The sequence below is a fragment of the Pseudomonas frigoris genome (assembly GCF_047758635.1).
GTDB lineage: Bacteria > Pseudomonadota > Gammaproteobacteria > Pseudomonadales > Pseudomonadaceae > Aquipseudomonas > Aquipseudomonas frigoris.
Genome location: NZ_CP180479.1, coordinates 1,316,748 through 1,337,064 on the forward strand (window position 1 = coordinate 1,316,748; position 20,317 = coordinate 1,337,064).

At 57.5% G+C, this 20,317-nt stretch carries 21 protein-coding genes; 15 read left to right on the plus strand and 6 right to left on the minus strand.

Annotation, left to right across the window (positions count from 1 at the left end; translation table 11 throughout):
• Positions 1-307 precede the first annotated feature (307 nt).
• Positions 308-1,087 (minus strand): peroxide stress protein YaaA, encoded by a 780-nt coding sequence (yaaA, locus tag ACMXYH_RS05920; RefSeq protein ID WP_415766580.1) that lies wholly within the window; start codon positions 1,085-1,087, stop codon positions 308-310.
• A 232-nt stretch (positions 1,088-1,319) separates the two neighbouring features.
• On the opposite strand from yaaA, the gene ACMXYH_RS05925 reads away from it, so the two are divergent.
• From ACMXYH_RS05925 to cyoE, 12 genes are all read left to right on the plus strand, one after another.
• Entirely contained in the window at positions 1,320-2,444 is a 1,125-nt protein-coding gene (locus ACMXYH_RS05925; protein WP_129438282.1) for a polysaccharide deacetylase family protein, read from the plus strand.
• A gap of 337 nt (positions 2,445-2,781) precedes the next feature.
• On the plus strand, positions 2,782-4,176 hold the full coding sequence (locus ACMXYH_RS05930) for a PhoH family protein (RefSeq protein ID WP_129438280.1): 1,395 nt from the start codon (positions 2,782-2,784) through the stop codon (positions 4,174-4,176).
• 233 nt (positions 4,177-4,409) lie between these two features.
• Entirely contained in the window at positions 4,410-4,883 is a 474-nt protein-coding gene (gene moaC / locus ACMXYH_RS05935; RefSeq protein WP_129438276.1) for a cyclic pyranopterin monophosphate synthase MoaC, read from the plus strand.
• Positions 4,880-5,122 (plus strand): molybdopterin converting factor subunit 1, encoded by a 243-nt coding sequence (moaD, locus tag ACMXYH_RS05940; protein WP_415766581.1) that lies wholly within the window; start codon positions 4,880-4,882, stop codon positions 5,120-5,122. The genes moaC and moaD overlap by 4 nt, the downstream gene beginning before the upstream one ends.
• 3 nt (positions 5,123-5,125) lie before the next feature.
• Positions 5,126-5,578, plus strand: coding sequence for a molybdopterin synthase catalytic subunit MoaE (gene moaE / locus ACMXYH_RS05945; protein WP_415766582.1), 453 nt, complete (start codon positions 5,126-5,128; stop codon positions 5,576-5,578).
• A 319-nt stretch (positions 5,579-5,897) separates the two neighbouring features.
• Entirely contained in the window at positions 5,898-6,674 is a 777-nt protein-coding gene (locus ACMXYH_RS05950; RefSeq protein ID WP_415766583.1) for an ABC transporter substrate-binding protein, read from the plus strand.
• A 190-nt stretch (positions 6,675-6,864) separates the two neighbouring features.
• On the plus strand, positions 6,865-7,374 hold the full coding sequence (locus ACMXYH_RS05955) for a disulfide bond formation protein B (protein WP_129438267.1): 510 nt from the start codon (positions 6,865-6,867) through the stop codon (positions 7,372-7,374).
• A gap of 817 nt (positions 7,375-8,191) precedes the next feature.
• Positions 8,192-9,136 carry a ubiquinol oxidase subunit II gene (gene cyoA / locus ACMXYH_RS05960; RefSeq protein WP_008147621.1) on the plus strand — a complete coding sequence of 315 codons (945 nt, stop codon included), beginning with the start codon at positions 8,192-8,194 and terminating at the stop codon, positions 9,134-9,136.
• A 3-nt stretch (positions 9,137-9,139) separates the two neighbouring features.
• Positions 9,140-11,170, plus strand: coding sequence for a cytochrome o ubiquinol oxidase subunit I (gene cyoB / locus ACMXYH_RS05965; protein WP_129438263.1), 2,031 nt, complete (start codon positions 9,140-9,142; stop codon positions 11,168-11,170).
• Between the two features lie 3 nt (positions 11,171-11,173).
• Positions 11,174-11,800, plus strand: a complete 627-nt coding sequence (locus tag ACMXYH_RS05970) for a cytochrome o ubiquinol oxidase subunit III (protein WP_008147627.1) — start codon at positions 11,174-11,176, stop codon at positions 11,798-11,800.
• A complete protein-coding gene (cyoD, locus tag ACMXYH_RS05975; RefSeq protein ID WP_033061037.1) occupies positions 11,801-12,136 on the plus strand; it encodes a cytochrome o ubiquinol oxidase subunit IV in 336 nt (111 codons plus the stop codon). It begins immediately after the preceding gene.
• Positions 12,137-12,147: 11 nt separating this feature from the next.
• Complete coding sequence (gene cyoE / locus ACMXYH_RS05980; protein ID WP_008147631.1) at positions 12,148-13,035, plus strand: heme o synthase; 888 nt, start codon at positions 12,148-12,150, stop codon at positions 13,033-13,035.
• Between the two features lie 206 nt (positions 13,036-13,241).
• Here cyoE and ACMXYH_RS05985 read toward each other — a convergent pair whose 3' ends face one another.
• Positions 13,242-14,651 (minus strand): PLP-dependent aminotransferase family protein, encoded by a 1,410-nt coding sequence (locus ACMXYH_RS05985; RefSeq protein WP_415767658.1) that lies wholly within the window; start codon positions 14,649-14,651, stop codon positions 13,242-13,244.
• A gap of 280 nt (positions 14,652-14,931) precedes the next feature.
• Here ACMXYH_RS05985 and ACMXYH_RS05990 point away from each other — a divergent pair, with 280 nt between their 5' ends.
• Together ACMXYH_RS05990 and ACMXYH_RS05995 are read left to right on the plus strand one after the other, a co-directional pair.
• Positions 14,932-15,210: a DUF3077 domain-containing protein gene (locus ACMXYH_RS05990; protein WP_415766584.1), complete on the plus strand. Its 279-nt coding sequence runs from the start codon at positions 14,932-14,934 to the stop codon at positions 15,208-15,210.
• A gap of 185 nt (positions 15,211-15,395) precedes the next feature.
• Entirely contained in the window at positions 15,396-15,890 is a 495-nt protein-coding gene (locus ACMXYH_RS05995) for a RidA family protein (protein ID WP_129445070.1), read from the plus strand.
• A gap of 74 nt (positions 15,891-15,964) precedes the next feature.
• Here ACMXYH_RS05995 and ACMXYH_RS06000 read toward each other — a convergent pair whose 3' ends face one another.
• The 4 genes from ACMXYH_RS06000 to ACMXYH_RS06015 all read right to left on the minus strand — a co-directional run bounded on the left by ACMXYH_RS06000 (position 15,965) and on the right by ACMXYH_RS06015 (position 19,617).
• Positions 15,965-16,669, minus strand: a complete 705-nt coding sequence (locus ACMXYH_RS06000) for a hypothetical protein (protein WP_129438257.1) — start codon at positions 16,667-16,669, stop codon at positions 15,965-15,967.
• A gap of 137 nt (positions 16,670-16,806) precedes the next feature.
• A complete protein-coding gene (locus ACMXYH_RS06005; protein WP_415766585.1) occupies positions 16,807-17,322 on the minus strand; it encodes a hypothetical protein in 516 nt (171 codons plus the stop codon).
• 64 nt (positions 17,323-17,386) lie between these two features.
• Positions 17,387-18,904, minus strand: coding sequence for a sensor histidine kinase (locus ACMXYH_RS06010; protein ID WP_129438255.1), 1,518 nt, complete (start codon positions 18,902-18,904; stop codon positions 17,387-17,389).
• Positions 18,901-19,617, minus strand: coding sequence for a response regulator transcription factor (locus tag ACMXYH_RS06015; protein ID WP_123365373.1), 717 nt, complete (start codon positions 19,615-19,617; stop codon positions 18,901-18,903). Before ACMXYH_RS06015 ends, ACMXYH_RS06010 begins: the two co-directional genes overlap by 4 nt.
• Before the next feature lie 151 nt (positions 19,618-19,768).
• Between ACMXYH_RS06015 and msrB the strand changes: the two genes are divergently transcribed.
• Positions 19,769-20,287 (plus strand): peptide-methionine (R)-S-oxide reductase MsrB, encoded by a 519-nt coding sequence (gene msrB, locus ACMXYH_RS06020; protein WP_415766586.1) that lies wholly within the window; start codon positions 19,769-19,771, stop codon positions 20,285-20,287.
• The last annotated feature ends 30 nt before the right edge of the window (positions 20,288-20,317 follow it).

Below are 20,317 nucleotides of genomic sequence, written 5' to 3' on the forward strand. Positions count from 1 at the left end.
TGTCCACCCATCGCGAATTCTGAAATTTCTTGAAATATTGAAAAAGATGGCACTGCTCTCATATTGATAGCAACACCTGTTTCGCCCTTGATATATAGGGTTATTGTCGGATTAGATAGTTATGTGCCACTACCGATAAAAAATTTCAGTGCCACTACTGAAAAAATTCAACAAAGTCGAGTGAAACTAAAGTTAGGAAATCGAGTGATTGATTTCTGGCGTCAGTAATATGACGAATGAGGCGGGGAATTGTTGGACGATTGGACGTGGCGCACGACCCTTAATGAGGCGTGCGCCAACCAGGTGTTTACTCGGGTGCGTGATCGCGCAGGAACACCAGATTGTCCGGTTTAGACTGCTCGGCGCTGTAGCGATAACCTTGTACGTCGAACTGCTTGAGGGCTTGCGGGTCGTTGATACGCTCTTCAATGACGAAGCGACTCATCATGCCGCGGGCCTTTTTCGCGTAGAAGCTGATGATCTTGTACTGGCCGTTCTTCAGATCCTTGAATTCGGTATTGATGATGCGCGCGTTCAGGGCGTTGCGTTTGACCGCCGAGAAGTACTCGTTGGAGGCCAGGTTCAGCAGCACGTCATCGCCTTGATCGGCCAGGGCTTCGTTCAGCCATTCGCTGATCCGTGTGCCCCAGAAGGCATACAAGTCCTTGCCACGGGCATTCGCCAGTTTGGTGCCCATCTCCAGTCGATACGGCTGCATCAGGTCCAGTGGGCGCAGCAGGCCGTACAGGCCGGACAACATGCGCAAGTGCTGCTGGGCGTAATCGAAATCGGCCTCGCTGAAGGTTTGAGCATTCAACCCGGTGTAGACGTCGCCCTTGAAGGCGAGCAGTGCCTGTTTGGCGTTTTTCGGAGTGAACGCGGGCGTCCAGCTGCCGAAACGCGCGGCGTTGAGCCCGCCGATCTTGTCGGAGACGTGCATCAACTCGCTGATCTGCGCAGGGGCCAGCTCGCGCAATTGCAGGATCAGCTCCTGGGAATGGTCGAGATATTGTGGCTGGGTGAAGCGCTGGGTCGCCGGCGGTGTTTCGTAATCGAGGGTCTTGGCGGGGGAAATCACCATCAGCATGAAGTCGTCTCCTTTAATCGTGGGGGCGATTCTAGGGGGTTGTCCGTGTTCACTCCAGCGATGAGCGTCATAGGTGATCGGTGGTGTCATGGAACAAGATCGCAGCCTCGCTTCGCTCGACAGCTCCTACGGTGCGCGTACATCTGTAGGAGCTGTCGAGCGAAGCGAGGCTGCGATCTTTTGATCTTCCCGCGATATAGTGCCGCGCGGGTTTTGTTATGGAGACATCCCATTGCGTATCGTTTTTCTATTCTCGGCCTGGCTGTTGAGCTTCGGTGCCATGGCGGCGTCGGGCGATGTGGCGACGCTTGATCGCAGCACCTGGCCTGAACAGCTCAACAGCCCGACCCTGTTTGATGTGGCGTCACGGGCCGAGATCCTCATGTTTTCTCGCGTCCTGTTGGCCAGCGAATCCCTGGATGAAGTGAGCCTGGCCCAGCGCCTGGGGTTGCGCACGGTCAATCTGGAGTCGATCAACAACCTGCGCCAGCGCATGTGGCAGCGGCTGCTGACCAACTACAACTACGCCCAGCAGAGCTGCGATCAGGATGCCTCCTTCTGTTTCCTGGTCGAGGACATGGACACCCTGCGCCAGCAAGCCGCCAAGTTTCAGGTCAGCGATGAGAGCTACTACATAAAGTGGGCCGAGCCGAGCCGGCTGTTCCACGCCCAGTACCTGGACGAGCAATTGCGCAAGGCAGCGCTGTTTCCGCAAACCAGCAGCGAAGTCGATCGTTTTGGCGACTATGAGCGCAACGGCGATCAGATGCATGACCGGCTGTTTTTGCTGACCTTCGACAGCGCCGCCAATACCGCGCCGGATAACACCGCCTGGGCCACGGAATACCTGCGCAAGTCGAACATGAACGGCACGTTCTTCGTCCTCGGCAAGGACATCCAGGCCCGTCTGGCCGATCGTTCGGTAGCCAGCCTGCAAGCGACGTACTCGAAGCAGTGCATTGGCGCACAAGGCTGGGAATTTCGCTCCCACAGCCACTGGCAGGACTGGCAGGACTCGGTGCGACGCAGCGTCGAACTGGTCAAAAGCAAACTGCCCGAAAACTACGTGCCATTGTTTCGGCCGCCCGATGGTCAACGTCGGTCTGACGCTGAAGGATTCTTCAAATCCCAGGGCTTGCAGGTGGCGCTGTGGGATATCGATGCCCAGGACGGTGCCGGCAAGCTAAAAGCCAATCAGAGCGCGCAACGGGTGTTGAGTCTGATGCTGTTGTGGCGCCACGGGGTGATCAACTTCAACGTGAAGCAGGATGCGCTGAAAACGGCGATGCCTTGGCTCATCACGCAAACGGCGCAAAGCGGAATCGGCTGGGAAGACTGTCAGGACGCGTTTCGCTGAAAACGGCGAAAGGCCGTAAACATTGGGGGAGGGATGATTTTGGGCGAGAATTCGATGCAGGCGGACTTCCGACTTTAACGGGGTGATGGCAATCCGCCTAGTGCTATTGGTCACTCTGAAAAATAAACTTCAAAAAAACGTCAAAGTACTTTTTTCTGTCACAGGTTTTGGAGTATTACGAAGACAGACCGCCGAAACCTGCAACACAGGTGGCGTCTTCCAAGACCCAGCTATGGATGCAGTTCACTTGAATCCTCGCAGGTGAATTCGGTGGCCACTTCGAGGCGCAGCACTGTCACGGTATTGCGTCGACTGGCTCCCACAAAGGTGACCGAGTATGGATGATCACGGACGTAGTTCTTCCTCCAACCAGCCAATCCTTTATGTACTCGATACCAACGTATTGATTCACGATCCAAACGCCCTGCTTAACTTCGAAGAACACCACGTCGCCATCCCGATGACCGTGCTTGAGGAGCTCGACAAGCTCAAGAGCGGGCATCACAGCGTGGCTGCAGAATGCCGTCAGGCGATTCGCCTGATCGACAAGACCTTAGGCGATGCCAGCCCCGAAGATGTCGAACTCGGTGTGCCGATCCAGCGCGGCAAGAGTGGGCCCAAGGGTTTGCTGTCGATTTTGATGAGCAAACGTGCCGAACCGAACATCATTCTGCCCGAGCACCTGAACGACAACATCATCATCAACCAGTTGATCGACCTGCACGCGCGCGAACCAAAGCTGCCTGTGGTGCTGGTCACCAAAGACATCAACATGCGCCTCAAGGCCCGGGCTTGCGGGATCGCGGCCGAGGACTACAGCACCGACCAACTGGTCGACGACGTGTCACTGCTGCCCAACGGTTATCACAACATGACCGGCTCCTTCTGGGACCGTGTGAGGAATGTCGACACTCGTCAGGATCACGGCCGCACCTGGCACCAAGTGCAGTTGATCGACAACCTGCCGGCGGTGCACATCAACGAGTTCATCATCGACGAACAGGGTTTTGTCGGCTGGATCAAGGAGATCGAGGAAGACAAGCTGCTGATTCTCGACCTGCATCAGGAACCCCTGTTGCACCAGGAAGCCTGGGGCCTGAAACCGCGTGACATCTATCAAAGCCTGGCGCTGTACGCCTTGCTCGACCCGGATATCCACCTGGTCAACCTGACCGGGGCAGCAGGTTCCGGTAAAACCATCCTCGCACTGGCGGCGGCGATCGAGCAGACCATGGTCAGCAAACGCTATCGCCGGATCATCGCGACCCGTAGCGTGCAGGGTCTGGACCAGGAGATCGGTTTCCTGCCCGGCACCGAAGCGGAAAAAATGGAGCCTTGGCTGGGCGCCATCACCGACAACCTCGAAGCCTTGCACATGGATGACGAAAACACCCATGGCAGTGTCGATTACATCCTCAGCAAAGTGCCGTTGCAGTTCAAATCCCTCAACTACATTCGAGGCCGCAGCTTCCAGCAGAGTCTGATCCTGATCGATGAATGCCAGAACCTCACGCCGCACCAGATGAAAACCATCATCACCCGTGCCGGCGCCGGCTCCAAAGTAGTGTGCCTGGGCAACCTGGCGCAGATCGACACCCCTTACCTGTCCGCGACCAGTTCCGGGCTGACGTACCTGACAGAGCGCTTCAAGGATTTCCCTAACGGTGTGCACATCACCCTGCAAGGGGTGCCACGTTCGATTCTGGCCGAATACGCCGAATCGCATTTGTAAACCCTCACCAAAACCGGGCGGCCTCCAAGGTCGCCCGGTTTTTTATGCCCGACACAAATTAAATGTGGGAGCGGGCTTGCTCGCGAATGCGGTGTGACAGTCAGTATCTATGTCGACTGACACACCGCATTCGCGAGCAAGCCCGCACATTGGATCGTGGCAATCATGCAATCAAACGTGCGGAATTTTGACCCACAGGTTTACAATCGGTGCTCCTGATCAGGAGTATCCCTGTGCTGACTCATCTCGATTCCCAAGGTCGCGCCAATATGGTCGACGTCACTGAAAAAGCCGTGACGTTCCGTGAAGCAACGGCCCAAGCGCTGGTGCGCATGCTGCCCGAAACCCTGCAGATGATCGTCAGCGGCGGTCACCCCAAGGGTGATGTGTTCGCCGTGGCGCGTATCGCCGGCATTCAGGCCGCGAAGAAAACCAGCGATCTGATCCCTCTGTGCCATCCGCTGCTGCTCACCGGCGTCAAGGTCGAACTCAATGCCGAAGGTGACGACACCGTGCGCATCGTCGCGCGCTGCAAATTGTCCGGGCAGACCGGCGTAGAAATGGAAGCCCTGACCGCCGCCAGCGTCGCGGCGCTGACTATCTACGACATGTGCAAAGCCGTGGATCGCGGCATGACTATTGAAAGCGTGCGCCTGCTGGAGAAACTCGGCGGCAAGAGCGGCCATTTCCAGGCGGACCAGCCATGAACCTCACCGTGAAGTTTTTTGCCCGTTACCGTGAAGCGATAGGCGTGGACTCGGTGAAGGTTGAAGGTGACTTCGCCACAGTCGACGATGTGCGCGCGCTGCTGGCCCAGCGTGACGGTGCCGATGTGCTGAGCGAACAGAACCTGATGTGCGCCCGCAACGAAGACCTGTGCCAGCTCGATGAGCCGGTGAGCGATGGCGATGAAGTGGCCTTTTTCCCGACCGTGACCGGAGGCTGAGCCATGGCGATTCGCGTGCAGTCCACGGCGTTCGATCCGGGTGCTGAAGTCAACGCCATGCACGCCGCCAATGTGGGCGTCGGTGCGGTGGTGAGTTTTGTCGGCTATGTTCGCGACTTCAATGACGGACTCGACGTCGCCGGGATGTTCCTTGAGCACTACCCGGGCATGACCGAAAAAGCCCTCGCCAAGATCGCCACAGAGGCCGAGCAACGCTGGCCGCTGCTCAAACTTGAAGTGCTGCATCGCATCGGTACCCTGGAACCGGGTGAACCGATCGTCTTCGTCGGCGCCGCCAGCGCCCATCGCCAGGCCGCGTTCGATGCCTGCGCCTTTGTCATGGACTACCTGAAAACCCGCGCACCGTTCTGGAAGAAAGAAAACACCCCTGACGGGTCGCGTTGGGTTGAAGGGCGCGACAGTGATCATGCGGCGGCGGATCGCTGGAAGCAGTAGACAGCCAGTTAGTTCTTCATTGACTGTCAGTCCGCCTTCGCGAGCAAGCCCGCTCCCACATTAGATCTCCATCAAACACTAGTTTTGTGTTCGACTCAGAACCAATGTGGGAGCGGGCTTGCTCGCGAAGAGGCCATCCGCATCACCCAATTTCCCACTGATTCACCTCCCGACCATCGGCGGCCACATCTTTAAGGGCCCCGATTGACGAATAATACATAAAAGTCCAGTATGGAATTATAAGTACAAAAAAGCGCTTCTCCGTTTCTGCTCTTTCTTCTGTCTTGCCAAACCAACAACAACCCGCGAGAGAACGAACATGAAGAAATTCCCCCTCATCACCGGTCTGGCTCTGAGCCTGTTGGCGTGCAGCAGCCTGTTCGCCGCCGATAAAACCCTGCGCATCGGCATCGAAGCGGCTTATCCGCCGTTCGCGTCCAAAACCGATAAAGGCGAGATTGTCGGTTTCGACTACGACATCGGCAATGCCCTGTGCGCGCAGATGAAGGTCAAGTGCGTCTGGGTCGAAGGTGAGTTCGACGGTCTGATTCCTTCGCTTAAAGTGAAGAAAATCGACATGGCGCTGTCGTCCATGACCATCAACGAAGACCGCAAGAAGTCGGTGGATTTCACCCACAAGTACTACTTCACCTCATCGCGTCTGGTGATGAAGGACGGAGCGGTCGTGGATGACCAGTACGCCAGCCTCAAGGGCAAGACGGTCGGCGTGCAACGCGCAACCACCACTGACCGTTACGCCTCTGAGGTTTTCGAACCGAAGGGTATCAACGTCAAGCGTTACGGCAACAACGAAGAGATCTACATGGATCTGGCTGCCGGTCGCCTCGATGCCATTTTTGCTGACACCATCCCGCTGAATGACTTCCTGACGATGCCTCGTGGCAAGGGTTATGCCTTTGTCGGACCGGAGCTCAAGGATCCGAAATACGTGGGCGAGGGCGCCGGGATTGCGGTGCGCAAGGGCAACATTGAGTTGGTCTCCGAGCTGAACACGGCCATCGATGGCATTCGCTCCAGTGGCGAATACCAGAAGATTTCAGAGAAGTACTTCAAATCCGATATTTACGGCGACTGATCAATCGCTTGCAGGGGCTTTCTCGTGAAAGCCTCTGCGCGGTTCCGATTCCTGAGAAACGCTTGAAAGTTAATCCCTTCTTAACCGGCTTGTCGTCTATTCCCCGATACCCCGCTGTGCGCGCCGGACTCTCAAAGGTCAGGGCCAGCGTGTAGACTTCTGGGCAATCGATATTTAGAAGGGAAACGCAATGAGCGAGGAAACGATGCGATTGGGCCGTGAACGGCGCTATCTGGTGTTGCTGGGCATCATCTGCCTAGCGCTGATCGGTGGCGCGCTGTACATGCAAATTGTTCTGGGCGAGGCGCCATGCCCGCTGTGCATACTGCAACGTTATGCGTTGCTGCTGATCGCGCTCTTCGCGTTCATCGGCGCGGCCATGCGCACCCGCCGCAGCATCACGGTATTTGAAACCCTGGTGGTGATCTGCGCCCTGGCAGGCGTCGGGGTGGCCGGGCATCACGTCTACACCCAGTTCTATCCGGCGGTCAGTTGCGGCATCGATGTACTGCAACCGATAGTCGACGGTTTGCCACTGGCGAAGATCTTCCCGCTGGGCTTCCAGGTCGACGGTTTCTGCTCCACGCCGTACCCGCCGATCCTCGGACTGTCGCTCGCACAATGGGCGTTGTTAGCCTTTGTGCTGGTCGTGGTGCTGGTGCCGCTGCTCACTTCACGTAACCGCAAAGCGCTGCGCTGAAGTCATCCGCCGTATCGCTACGTCCTACAAAAAAACGCCCCGGCCCTCGTTGAGGGGGCCGGGGCGTTTTGCATTTCAGGGCGCAGGTAAAATGACCTTGATGCGTGACAAGTATGGGTGCGGCACGTGTGCGACATGTTGTCACAGCAGGAGTGTCGCAAGGCATTTCAAGGCGCCGAATTGGTACATGAACACGCAACAAAACTGGCCTGTTTTAGCGTCTGGCGATTTCAGCCCCAACAATCCGGAACAGGCAGTTTTAACAGGCCTTGGTGAATTGCCAGAGCCCTTGTCACGTGGGGGCTTTGGCAGGGTCGAAGGAGGGCGCAGAGCCTTCGATACTGTCTGAACTACCTGAGGTAGACCTACAATTTTTGGTGTTTTTGTTGAGAATGAATTTCGATACCATGGCGCACTTTTGCAAATACCGTTAATGATTGTTGCTGGAATGGATAAAAATTATTTCGGGATGAGACATGGTTTATAAAACGTTACATATCTACAATCGCCCGCACTGAAATCCCGGCACTGCTCATCCCTGAGCAGGAATAGGGCGTCGAGAGGCCGAATGGCTTCATGCGACTCCCAGGTGTCGGTGCCTTCCAATTATCCGCACCAAATGGAATTGGTCTGTAACAAGGCCTTTGACCACGAATTCGAATAAGAACGCAACGCTAGCCCAGGATTTGTCGAACAGCGTCTGACGCGCGACGGGCAGCCACTTATTCAATCCAAGAAAAATGCCAACCCTTGGCAGGGTGAAGTGTTGGCGATCAAAACCCAACTGCATTGCGCAAGCTGCTTTAGAGGTCGTGAGATGAGTAAAAACAGGTACCCCAGACTACTAGGCTTATTGCCGCTGATCGGCACGTTGTTGCTGTCAGGCTGCAACATGACCTTGCTCGATCCCAAGGGCCAGGTCGGCCTGGACGAGCGAAACCTGATCATCACCGCAACGCTGCTGATGCTGTTGGTCGTGGTTCCGGTCATCGTCATGACCTTCCTGTTCGCCTGGAAATACCGCGCGTCCAACACCGACGCTGTCTACACGCCGAAATGGTCGCACTCCACCAAGATCGAAATCGCGGTGTGGGCTGTTCCAGTGCTGATCATCATTGCCCTGGGTTATGTCACCTACAAGTCGACCCACGCGCTGGATCCTTACAAGCCGCTGGAATCCGACGTCAAGCCGATCACCATTGAAGTAGTCGCCCTGGACTGGAAGTGGATGTTCATCTACCCGGAACAAGGCATCGCCACCGTCAACAAGATCGTGTTCCCGGCGCACACGCCGATCAACTTCAAGGTGACTTCGGACTCCGTGATGAACTCGTTCTTCATCCCGGCCCTGGGCGGCCAGATCTACGCGATGGCCGGCATGCAGACCAAACTGCACCTGATCGCCAACCAGAACGCTGAAATGGACGGTATCTCCGCCAACTACAGCGGCGCTGGTTTCACCGGCATGAAATTCAAAGCTATCGCCACCTCTCAGGAAGATTTCGACGCCTGGGTCAGCGAAGTCAAAAAGGCACCTAAACAGCTTGAAAAAGCTGAATACGAAGCCCTTTCCAAGCCAAGCCAGAACAACCCAGTCGAGCTCTACTCCTCGGTTACGCCAAACCTGTTCCAGATCATCGTCGACAAGTACGAAGGCATGAATCCGGGCAAGCCGATGCACCACGAGAAAAAAGAGCACGAAATGGCCGCCATGGAAGGGATGGACATGAGTTCGCATTCAGCTGCCGGGGCAGAGGAGTAAACGATGTTTGGTAAATTAAGTTGGGAAGCGGTCCCGTTCCACGAACCGATCGTGATGATAACCATCGCCATGATCGCGCTCGGTGGTCTGGCGCTGTTCGCTGCAATCACCTATTTCAAGAAGTGGACCTATCTGTGGTCCGAGTGGCTGACCTCGGTCGACCACAAGAAAATCGGCGTGATGTACATCATCGTTGCCATGGTCATGCTGCTGCGCGGTTTTGCCGACGCCATGATGATGCGTACCCAGTTGGCCATGGCCACCGAGGGTTCGCCTGGCTACCTGCCGCCTGAACACTATGACCAGATCTTCACCGCTCACGGTGTGATCATGATCATCTTCATGGCGATGCCATTCTTCACCGGCCTGATGAACCTTGCAGTGCCGCTGCAGATCGGCGCGCGTGACGTGGCCTTCCCGTTCCTGAACTCCCTGAGCTTCTGGCTGCTGGTGTCTGGCGTGGTGCTGATCAACCTGTCCCTGGGCGTCGGCGAATTCGCCAAGACCGGCTGGGTTGCCTATCCGCCGCTGTCGGGCCTGCAATACAGCCCTGGCGTGGGGATGGATTACTACATCTGGGCGCTACAGCTATCCGGGTTGGGTACGACGCTGACGGGGGTCAACTTCCTGGCCACCGTGCTGAAAATGCGTACCCCGGGCATGAAGCTGATGGACATGCCGATCTTCACCTGGACCTGCACCTGGGCCAACGTCCTGATCGTGGCCTCGTTCCCGATCCTGACCGCTACCCTGGCACTGCTGACGCTTGACCGTTACATGGATTTCCACATTTTCACCAATGAACTTGGTGGCAATCCGATGATGTACGTCAACCTGTTCTGGGCCTGGGGTCACCCCGAGGTTTACATCCTGATTCTGCCGGCGTTCGGGATCTTCTCCGAAGTCATCTCGACCTTCACCGGCAAGCGTCTGTTCGGCCACCACTCGATGGTCTACGCATCGGGCGCGATCTCGATCCTGGGCTTCATGGTCTGGCTGCACCACTTCTTCACCATGGGTTCGGGTGCCAGCGTCAACGCCTTCTTCGGTCTGGCGACGATGCTGATTTCGATCCCGACGGGGGTGAAGCTATTCAACTGGCTGTTCACCATTTACCAAGGGCGTCTGCGTTTCACCAGCCAGGTTCTGTGGACCCTGGGCTTCATGGTGACCTTCGCCATCGGCGGCATGACCGGCGTACTGCTGGCCATTCCGGGTGCGGACTTCGTCCTGCACAACAGCCTGTTCGTGATCGCTCACTTCCACAACGTGATCATCGGCGGCGCGGTATTCGGCTACATCGCAGGCTTCGGCTTCTACTTCCCTAAAGCGTTCGGCTTCAAGCTGCACGAAGGTTGGGGCAAGGCAGCGTTCTGGTTCTGGATTTCTGGCTTCTTCGTCGCGTTCATGCCGCTCTATGCACTGGGCTTCATGGGCATGACCCGTCGTCTGAACGCCACCACCAACCCTGAGTGGGTGCCGTACCTGTACGTCGCCATGTTCGGTGCGGTGATGATCGCGGCCGGTATCGCCTGCCAGCTGATTCAGCTGTACGTCAGCGTGCGTGATCGCAACAAGCCGGAAAACATGTGCGATCACGGTGACCCGTGGAATGCGCACACGCTGGAATGGTCGACCTCGTCGCCACCACCGTTCTACAACTTTGCCGTGCTGCCAAAAGCGGACACCATCGATCCGTTCACCGAAGCCAAGGAAAACGGTACCGCGTACAAGGCTCCGGCCCGTTACGAACCGATCCATATGCCAAACAACACCGCGACCGGTGTGGTCATGGGTGCTCTGTTGACCGTGTTCGGTTTCGCGATGATCTGGCACATCTGGTGGTTGGCCATCGTTGGCCTGGTTGGCACCGTGGGCTACTTCGTGATCCACGCTGCCCGCGATGATCAGGGCTATATGGTGCCGGTCGACGTGATCGAGCGCATCGAAGCCGAGCAGCACAAGCGTCTGGTAGCGGCCGGGAAAGTTCCAGCCACTGCCACCCGTGTTGAAACCTCGTTGGAACAGGCTTAAACCATGTCGAACTTAGTGACCACTGCTGGACACGCCCATGGCACGGACCATGGGCACGACGACCATCACCACGACTCGGGCGAGATGACCGTATTCGGTTTCTGGCTCTACCTGATGACCGACTGCATTCTGTTTGCGTCGATCTTCGCGGCGTACGCGGTACTGGTTAACAACGTAGCGGGTGGCCCGTCGGGCCACGACATCTTCGAACTGCCGTACGTACTGGGCGAAACCGCTCTGCTGCTGTTCAGTTCGATCACCTACGGCTTCGCCATGCTGGCGTTGTTCAAGGGCAAGAAGAACCAGGTCCTGGGCTGGCTGGGCATGACCTTCCTGTTCGGTGCCGGCTTCATCGGCATGGAGATCAACGAGTTCCACATGCTGATCTCCGAGGGCTTCGGTCCTAGCCGCAGCGGCTTCCTGTCCGGGTTCTTCACCCTGGTCGGCACCCACGGTCTGCACGTGACCAGCGGTCTGATCTGGATGGCGATCATGATGTATCAGGTGCAGAAAAACGGCCTGACGGCGACCAACAAGACCCGTCTGAGCTGTCTGAGCCTGTTCTGGCACTTCCTGGACGTGGTGTGGATCTGCGTATTCACCGTTGTTTATCTGATGGGGACTATGTAAATGGCTAACGCTCATTCCCACGATAGCCACGACGCCAGCCACGGCAGCGTCAAGTCTTACGCTATCGGTTTCATTCTGTCGGTGATCCTGACGGTCATTCCTTTCGGCCTGGTGATGTACCCATCGCTGCCGAAAGCCCTGACCCTGTGGATCGTACTGGCCTTCGCAGTGATCCAGGTGCTCGTGCACCTGGTGTACTTCCTCCACCTGGACCGCTCCGCTGCCCAGCGTAACAACGTGATCGCGTTTGTCTTCGCTGCACTGGTAATCGTTCTGTTGGTAGGCCTGTCGCTGTGGATCATGTACAGCATCCACACCAACATGATGGCGCACTGAGGAAAGTCCGGATGTCCTTTAAGCACTTTATCCAAATCACCAAACCGGGGATCATTTTCGGTAACGTGCTTTCTGTGGCGGGCGGATTTTTCCTGGCCTCGAAAGGGCATGTCGATCTGGCCATTTTCCTGGCCGCCATGATCGGCACGTCGCTGGTGGTGGCTTCCGGTTGCGTGTTCAACAACTGCATCGACCGCGACATCGACCTGAAGATGGAACGCACCAAAAACCGGGCGCTGGTCCAGGGCTTGATCTCCCTGAAACTGGCCCTGGCGTTTGCGACCGTCCTGGGTGTTTTCGGCGTTGCACTGTTGTACAAAGTGGCCAACCCATTGGCCGCTTTGTTCGCGGTGATTGGCTTTGTCATCTACGTCGGTTTCTACAGCCTGTACCTCAAGCGCAAGTCGGTTCACGGCACGCTGGTGGGCAGTCTGTCGGGCGCCATGCCGCCGGTGATTGGCTACGTCGCTGTGACGAACAGCTTCGACATGGCCGCACTGACGTTGCTGGTGATGTTCAGCCTGTGGCAGATGCCGCATTCCTACGCCATCGCAATCTTCCGCTTCAACGATTACCTGGCTGCATCGATTCCGGTGTTGCCGGTGAAGCGCGGGATTGAAGTGGCGAAGAAGCACATCCTGCTCTACATCCTGGCGTTCCTCGTGGCGACCTTGATGCTGACCTTCAGCGGCTACGCCGGCATGAGCTACCTCGCCGTCGCCGCGGCCATGGGCATGTACTGGTTGTACATGGCCTGGACCGGTTACAAGGCAGTGGATGACACGGTCTGGGCACGCAAGCTGTTCGTGTTCTCGATCTTCACCATTACCGCGTTGAGCGTGATGATGTCGCTGGACTTTAAAGTGCCGAGTGAGCTGTTGCTGACGTACGCGCCTTAAGGTTTAGAGGCTGCAAAGAAAAGCCCCGCCTTCGAGAGAAGTGCGGGGCTTTTTGTTGGGGATTGTCTGGTGGACCGTGTCGCCGCTTTCGCGAGCAAGCCCGCTCCCACATTAGTTTGGCGCCGGTCACAAAAGTGCTGGCAACGCCGATCAAATGTGGGAGCGGGCTTGCTCGCGAAGGCCTCACCGCGGTGTATCAAGAATGCTCAGCTATCAAGCAACCGAAAAAACCGTTCCCGCACCTGGGTGTTATCGCTATGCGCCACGTTGAAACGCAGGAAGTGGCTAGCGCTCGGCGCTTTGCTGAGCAGGGTGCCGGGCGCCAGTACAAGGTCGATTTCCAGGCCTTTCCTTGCCAGTGTTTCGGCATGCAGCCCTTCGGGCAGACGCGTCCAGATAAACAACCCTTCTCCCGGCAGCGAAGACACCGAGCAACCTGCCTCCTCCAGCCAACTCGTCACCCGACTGCTCGACTCGTAAAGCCGATCCACCGTGCGCCGGGTATGTTTGGCATAGCTGCCATCACTGAGCATCGTGCAGATAATCTGCTCCGCCAGTTCCGACGTCATGCCACCGCAGGCCATTTTGAGCGCAACCAGCCGCGCAGCCAGTTGCGGTGACAGTACCGCGTAGCTGACGCGGCTGTTAGCCGTCAGGGTTTTGGAGAAACCGGATACGTAACTGACATTGTCCAGCCCGCCCGCTGCCAGACGCGGCGTGCTTCGTTGCTGCAAGTCGCAATACAAATCGTCTTCGACGATGTGGAAACCATAGCGGTGGCTCAACTCCAGCAAGCGATAAACCTGCGCCGGGGAGAACGAATGCCCGGTCGGGTTGTGCAAGGTATTGTTGGTCATGTAGAGCACGGGACGATGGGCAATCAGCAGTCGCTCGAAGGCCTCAAGGTCCATGCCGTCACTCCCGCGGGGGATGGTGATGACCTTGGCACCATGCAACGCCAGGTTGGTGTGCATGGTGAAGTAACACGGATCGTCGAGCAGCACGGTGTCGCCGGGTTTGACCAGCAGGCGCATCAGCATGTCGATGGCCTGCACGGTGTTGGCCGTGGTGATGATCTGGTCCACCGGCACTTCGATACCCAAGGCCGACAACTTGACCCGCAACGCCTCGCGTAGCGGCAGGTAACCGCCGGCGACGCCGTATTCGCCCATGCGCAGGGAGGTTGCGCGCAACGTGCCGCGCACGGCTTTAAGCAACTCTTCAGCCGGCAGCCACGAGGACGGCAGGAAACCGCCCCCAGGGCGCAGCGCGCCATTGTCCAGCAGCACCGCGCGGCGGACCACGCTGAGCGTGTCTTGAGGTTGCAGGTCCGGGCCGGCATCGGTCTTGATCGGGGTGCTGAAACGGTGCACGTAATGCCCCGAGCCCTGGCGTGAAACCACCAAACCCTTGGCCCGCAAGCGGTCCAGAGCATCCACCACCGTGGATTTGCCCACGTTCATCAACTCGGAAAGTTCGCGGATTGACGGTAGTTTGGTCCCGTGAGACAGCCCGCCCTGGCTGATCGCCACCGACAACTGATCGACGATCTGCTGGACCAGCGGCACGCCAGGCTGGAACTCGATGGTGGCGATGACTGCGCGTTGAATCTGAATTTTACTGGTCTCTCCGGCAATAAAGTTCGTTCGATTCTATACAAACTTGCTCTGATCAAGACGGACGTTTCTCACTGCCATCGGCTTACAGGTATTGCGGAATGTTAGTGCTTTAAGCCCTTAAAACCGTTGCTTTCCGCTCTGTGACCGGGTTAGTGAATCCGGTCGCAAAATCGCTACTAAAAGGAGTTCCCAAAATGTACGCAATCGATACGTTCGAAACTTGCACCTCAGATCCAAAGGTAATAACCCACCTCCGTCCAATCACAGGAGGTGCCCAATGACCAATCCCCAAGACCTAACAACCATTGGCCTCACCCCCTTTTCCTATCACGCTAACAAACCACTATTCCGCATAAACGCCGGCGTCCCGGTGATTCAAGCCCTCTCCCACGCCTCTGATCTGCTCCACGTCGCCAAACACCTTGCATCAGACGCCGCCATGGTTCGCGATACAGACCGCCATGCCTGGGCGTCGCATTTTTTGCAGGATATGAGCAAAGCGATCATCGATGACGTGCTAAAGGTGCTCGACGCACCGGGTAGCAACCGCGCGTGAACAAAAAAAGCCCCGCACTTCTTTCGAGGGCGGGGCATTCAGGTGTTCGCTCGTCAGTTCAATCGTTTTGGAATCTAAGGGACATCAATTTGATCCAAGCTGATTTTCATAGGCCGGCCCCCGAATCGAGATCTTTGGGCTAATCTGTCAAAAAAATGGATCCAATTTTTGATCGAGGGGGAGAGATGACTGAACACATGACCTGTGATGAACGATTCATCGCGCTGGCAAAAGAGCTCGGTTACGACATCTACGGTGAGAATACGGCCGGCGGGCATTACGCGCTGTTGGTGCGGCATCACGATCAGCTTTATATCAGCGGTCTGGTGCCGCGGATGAATGGTGAAATTCAGTATCCGGGCAGGGTAGGCCTGGATCTGACGCTGGCAGATGCACAGAGCGCTGCCAGCATCAGTGCGTTGCGCGGTCTGGCATTGATTGTTGATTCCATCGGTTCGCTGGACAAAATCAAGTCGCTATTGCGCGTCACGGTATACATAAAGTCCACCGCGGATTTTGTCGATTTGAGCGAAGTGGCCAACGGTGCGTCGGACGTTTTCAGTCATGTACTGGGCGATGCCGGTAAACATACACGAACCACGATCGGCGTTTATCAACTGCCGAAAGACGCAGCCATTGAAGTTGACATGATCGTGGCGATACGGCCATCAACGCTCTAACGATGAACCTGCTGGCAATAGAAAGGCCCGCGTTGAATCTCAGTGCGGGCCTTTTCAGTCATCGACGGCGTATGTTACTGCGCGGCGATGCTGTAGCCATCGAACGCGGTTTGCTGCTGAAGCGCGGTGATGATGTTCTTGCGGTTAACCGCTTGTTCGGCCCCGGCATTGTCCAGGAACGTCTCGCTTTCCAGTTCCGCTTCTTCGCCTTCACCGACGAAGGTGAAACCCAGGAACTCCAGCGCTTCACGGTCAACGTTCAGTCGCGAACGCGGGGTGCGCAGCGGCAGCGTCACGCTGATCCCGTCTTTGCTGATGGTGAACACTTCGACATCTTTCTTGGCGCGAGCAGCCTTGCTTTTGCCACTGCTCGGGTTGCTGATGGCCTGGTGGGTCTGGTTCAGCACTTTCAGTGCGAGGCCATAGACCAATTCCTGAAATGCCGGGTCGTCCTTGAAACTGGAGAGAATCCGGCTGATCGGGAATTTGCTGCTCAAGTCTTCCAGGGCTGCGATGTCGGCAGCCTCGGCGTCCTTGAGCTGCTTGAGTTCGCCCATCAAGTCGTAGGCTTTATCGTCGTCGAAGCTGTCGTGAGCCTGGCGAATCGCGGCGCGCAGCTCACGGATCTGGTCGCTTTCCCGGGTGGACTGGAAAGCGTCCAGGACCATCTCGCTGATGGTCTTGGCCTGGGGCACGTGCTGTGAAAGATTGATGGAGTTTTCGTATTCCGCTTTGGACGACAAGGTGACTACGGATTCAGCGGTATTGGAATCGGACATTGAAATTTCACTACTTCTTTTAACTTGGGTTGAGGCGAGAAAGCACAGGGCCTTTTCAGGCCGCCTAATCTATTGGACCGAGGCGGCGTTGTCACGGATGAACAGGCGGCTGGTCATCATTTTTGGCACAGCGGCTTTTAACCGGCGGCTATCGGGGGACGTTTTGCCTGAAGTGTCAGCAGCAGCCGGTAAAACGTCAACGCCCGACCGCTGATCAGTCCACAGACAAAACCGGAAGCTGACGCCTTGAGCAACAACATCTCAAGGGTGGTGGCCATTTCCGGGTGAACGTCATCCTGGTAGCCGAAGTAATAGTTCACCGCAAAAAACAGCAGATAGAGCACCAAGGTTTTTAGCGTGCCCGGTACGACCAGGCCGGTTTGCGGATCATCCAGCTCAATGCCCTTGCGTGGGAAAATCAGCAGCGCCGCGAGGCTGCCCAGGATGACGGCGGCCAACCAGCAACTGACCGATAGCTGCGGATTCAGCGTCAGGTTCAGCGAATAGAGTGACCAGCCCAGCAATATCGGCGCTGTGACGAGCAATGAAGTTTTGCTTTCACGGGTCGGGGACAGGGCTTTGACACCGTAGTAGCACAGCAGCAGAAAAATCGCGTAAACCCACAATGGGGTATTTTGCAGGGTGTTGAGCATCGTGCAGCGTCCTTGCCGAAATGGGTGCGAGGATATTAGCCGTTGCTGTAGCCCAGGCAGTCGACTATTTCCCCAGGGTATTCAGATTCATCGACCGAACCGCCAATTGCTCAGCCGTTTGCTGGTCCACCGGCAACGAAAAGCGGAAGGTCGCGCCGCGGCCGGGAACGTCAATCAGCTGGATCTCGCGGCCGTGCAATTGCAGGATCCGGTGCACGATCCGCAACCCCAGTCCACCGTCACGCCGTGCGCCACCAATGTTGAACGGGCGCAGGAACAGACCTTCGCGCAGTTCGGCAGTGATGCCGGGGCCGGTGTCGCTGACGGTGACTTCAATAAAAGGTCCTTGACGGCGCAGGCTGAGCTCGATTTCTCCCCCTTGCGGGGTGTGGCGCAGGGCGTTGTCGAACAGGTTGGTGAGCACCCGCTCGATCAACCCAAGGTCGGCGCAGGCCGCTGAAACATTGGGTGCAAAGGTGGCCTTGAGTTCGACGTGACGCGCCTCGGCCGTCAGTTCGAATTTCTGGAAAATGTCCTGCACCAGATCGGTCAGCGAAAAACGTTCCAGCACCGGTTGCACGAAACCATGTTCCAGGCGCACAAGTTCCAGTAGCGATTGCGCCAGTCCACCCACCTTGCGGCTTTGATCCAGTGCGATGCCCAGGTAACGGCGGCGATCGGTGGGGGACAACGTGGCGTCTTTGAGCGACAAGGTTTCCAGGTAACCGTGCAGCGAGGCCAGAGGCGTGCGCAGGTCGTGGGAGATGTTAGCCACCAGTTCGCGGCGTTCCTGATCCTGGCGGGTCAATGAACGCCATTGCTCACCGAGGCGAGCTTGCATCTGCCGGAAGGCGGCATCGAGTATGGCAATTTCATCGTGGCTGGCGGCTTGTTCCACCGGGACGGATGCCGGCGGCGTTACCGGAGTGCCATCAATGTCGAAGCGGCTGACAGTTTCGGTCAAACGGCGCAAAGGTCGGGTGATGAGGGCGAATGCCGTGAGACCGGCAATCAGGCACAGCAACGCCACCAGCCCGATGGACAACAGCGCGGTATTCAGGGCGGCGCTGGTGGCGCCGCGTTCGGCGAAGCGGTCGTGCTCTTCGCTGAGCAGCACCACATAGAGATAGCCCACCGATTTGCCGTTGACCTGTAATGGCGCGGCGCTGAACACTTTGCGGCCATCAATGCTGCGCGGATCGTCGCCGAGAATCGGCAGGGCATCGCCCTTGAGCAGGCGCTGGATCGGCGCCAGATCGACCCGCTCCCGGTGTATCCGACCCTCGGGCGCAGCACTGCCGACAATCCGGCCCTCGGTGTCGAGCAGATAGACCTCAACACTGGGATTTACCAGCATCAGTTGACTGAACAGGTCGCGCACGGCGTCGGGCATCAGGCCTTTGGTGTCCATCAGCACGGTGTCATGGGCGATGTGCCGGGCCAGATCCCGCGACAACCCTTGCACCACTTCCAGCTCATGCATCTGGTTGGACCGCACCTGCAACCAGGCCGACGTGCCGCAGCACACGAGCAGCAACACGGCGAACACCAGAGACAGGCGTTGAGTCAGGGTCAGTCTCACGGCTGCTCCTCCCTGGCCGCGAATTTGTAGCCGCGTCCCCACACGGTGAGGATGCGCGCCGGTTGCGCCGGATCGGCCTCGATCTTTGCCCGCAGGCGGTTGATGTGAGTGTTGACGGTGTGCTCGTAGCCTTCATGGCTGTAACCCCAGACGGCGTTGAGCAGGTCCATGCGCGAGAACACTTTGCCGGGCTGACGGGCGAAGAAATACAACAGGTCGAACTCCCGTGGCGTGAGGTCGAGGCGGCGACCGTCAAGGGACACATCGCGCGTGATCGGGTCGATGGAGAGGCCGTCCGTGATCAGGCTGCCGGCGTCCATTTTCAGGTTGCGGGCCATGGCGTCGACCCGTCGCAACAGCGCTTTGACCCGGGCCACCAGCTCGAGCATCGAGAAGGGTTTGGCCAGGTAATCGTCGGCGCCGAGTTCGAGCCCGAGAATCCGGTGCACTTCGCTGGAGCGCGCGCTGGTAATGATGATCGGTGTGTAGCGGGCCATGGCGCGGGCCCGGCGGCAGATTTCCAGGCCGTCGACGCCGGGCAGCATCAGGTCGAGGATCAGTGCGTCCCAGCTTCCTTGCTGCAGCAGTCGCATGCCTTCATCGCCATCGGCGCAGTGCACCACCTCGAACTGCTCATCGCGTAGATGCAGGCAGATAAGGTCGGCGATATGCAGGTCGTCCTCGACCACGAGGACGCGTTTGGTCTGTTCCATCAAGCTCAATCCTTCGGCGCAATGAGCGCATTGTGCGGGTTTTCCGGGGCCGGAGTTATCACGAATTATTTAACTCTCCGTGAGGATTTGGCGATCAACCCAAGCCTAGGCTGTGTTCCATGACAGGCACCTGGAATTTTCGGAGACGACCATGATTTCACGGCGACAGTTTCTCGTAGCAAGCGGCGGGCTAGGCGCTGCAGCCCTGGTCATCGGTGTATTGCCAAAATTTGCCGCGAGCTCTGCACTGGTCAGTGATGCCAGCGCGGCAGAGGTGTTCGAGGTGACTCACAGCGACAACGAATGGCGCGCCATGCTCAGCGCCGAGCAGTACGAAATCCTGCGCGAAGAGGGCACCGAACGGGCCTACAGCAGCCCGCTGAACAACGAGCACCGTGAAGGTACGTTTGCCTGTGCCGGTTGCGACCTGCCGCTGTTTTCTTCCGCGACCAAGTTCGACAGCCGCACCGGTTGGCCGAGTTTCTGGACACCGCTGGACAAGGCTGTGGCCACTCGTCAGGACCGTTCCTTCGGGGTGCTGCGCGAAGAAGTCCACTGCCGGCGTTGTGGCGGTCATCTGGGCCATGTCTTCGACGATGGGCCCAAACCCACCGGCCTGCGTTACTGCATGAACGGCCTGGCGATGACTTTTGTGCCGAAGACAGCTTGATCCGCGGGTACTCCCTTTCACTCATTTTTG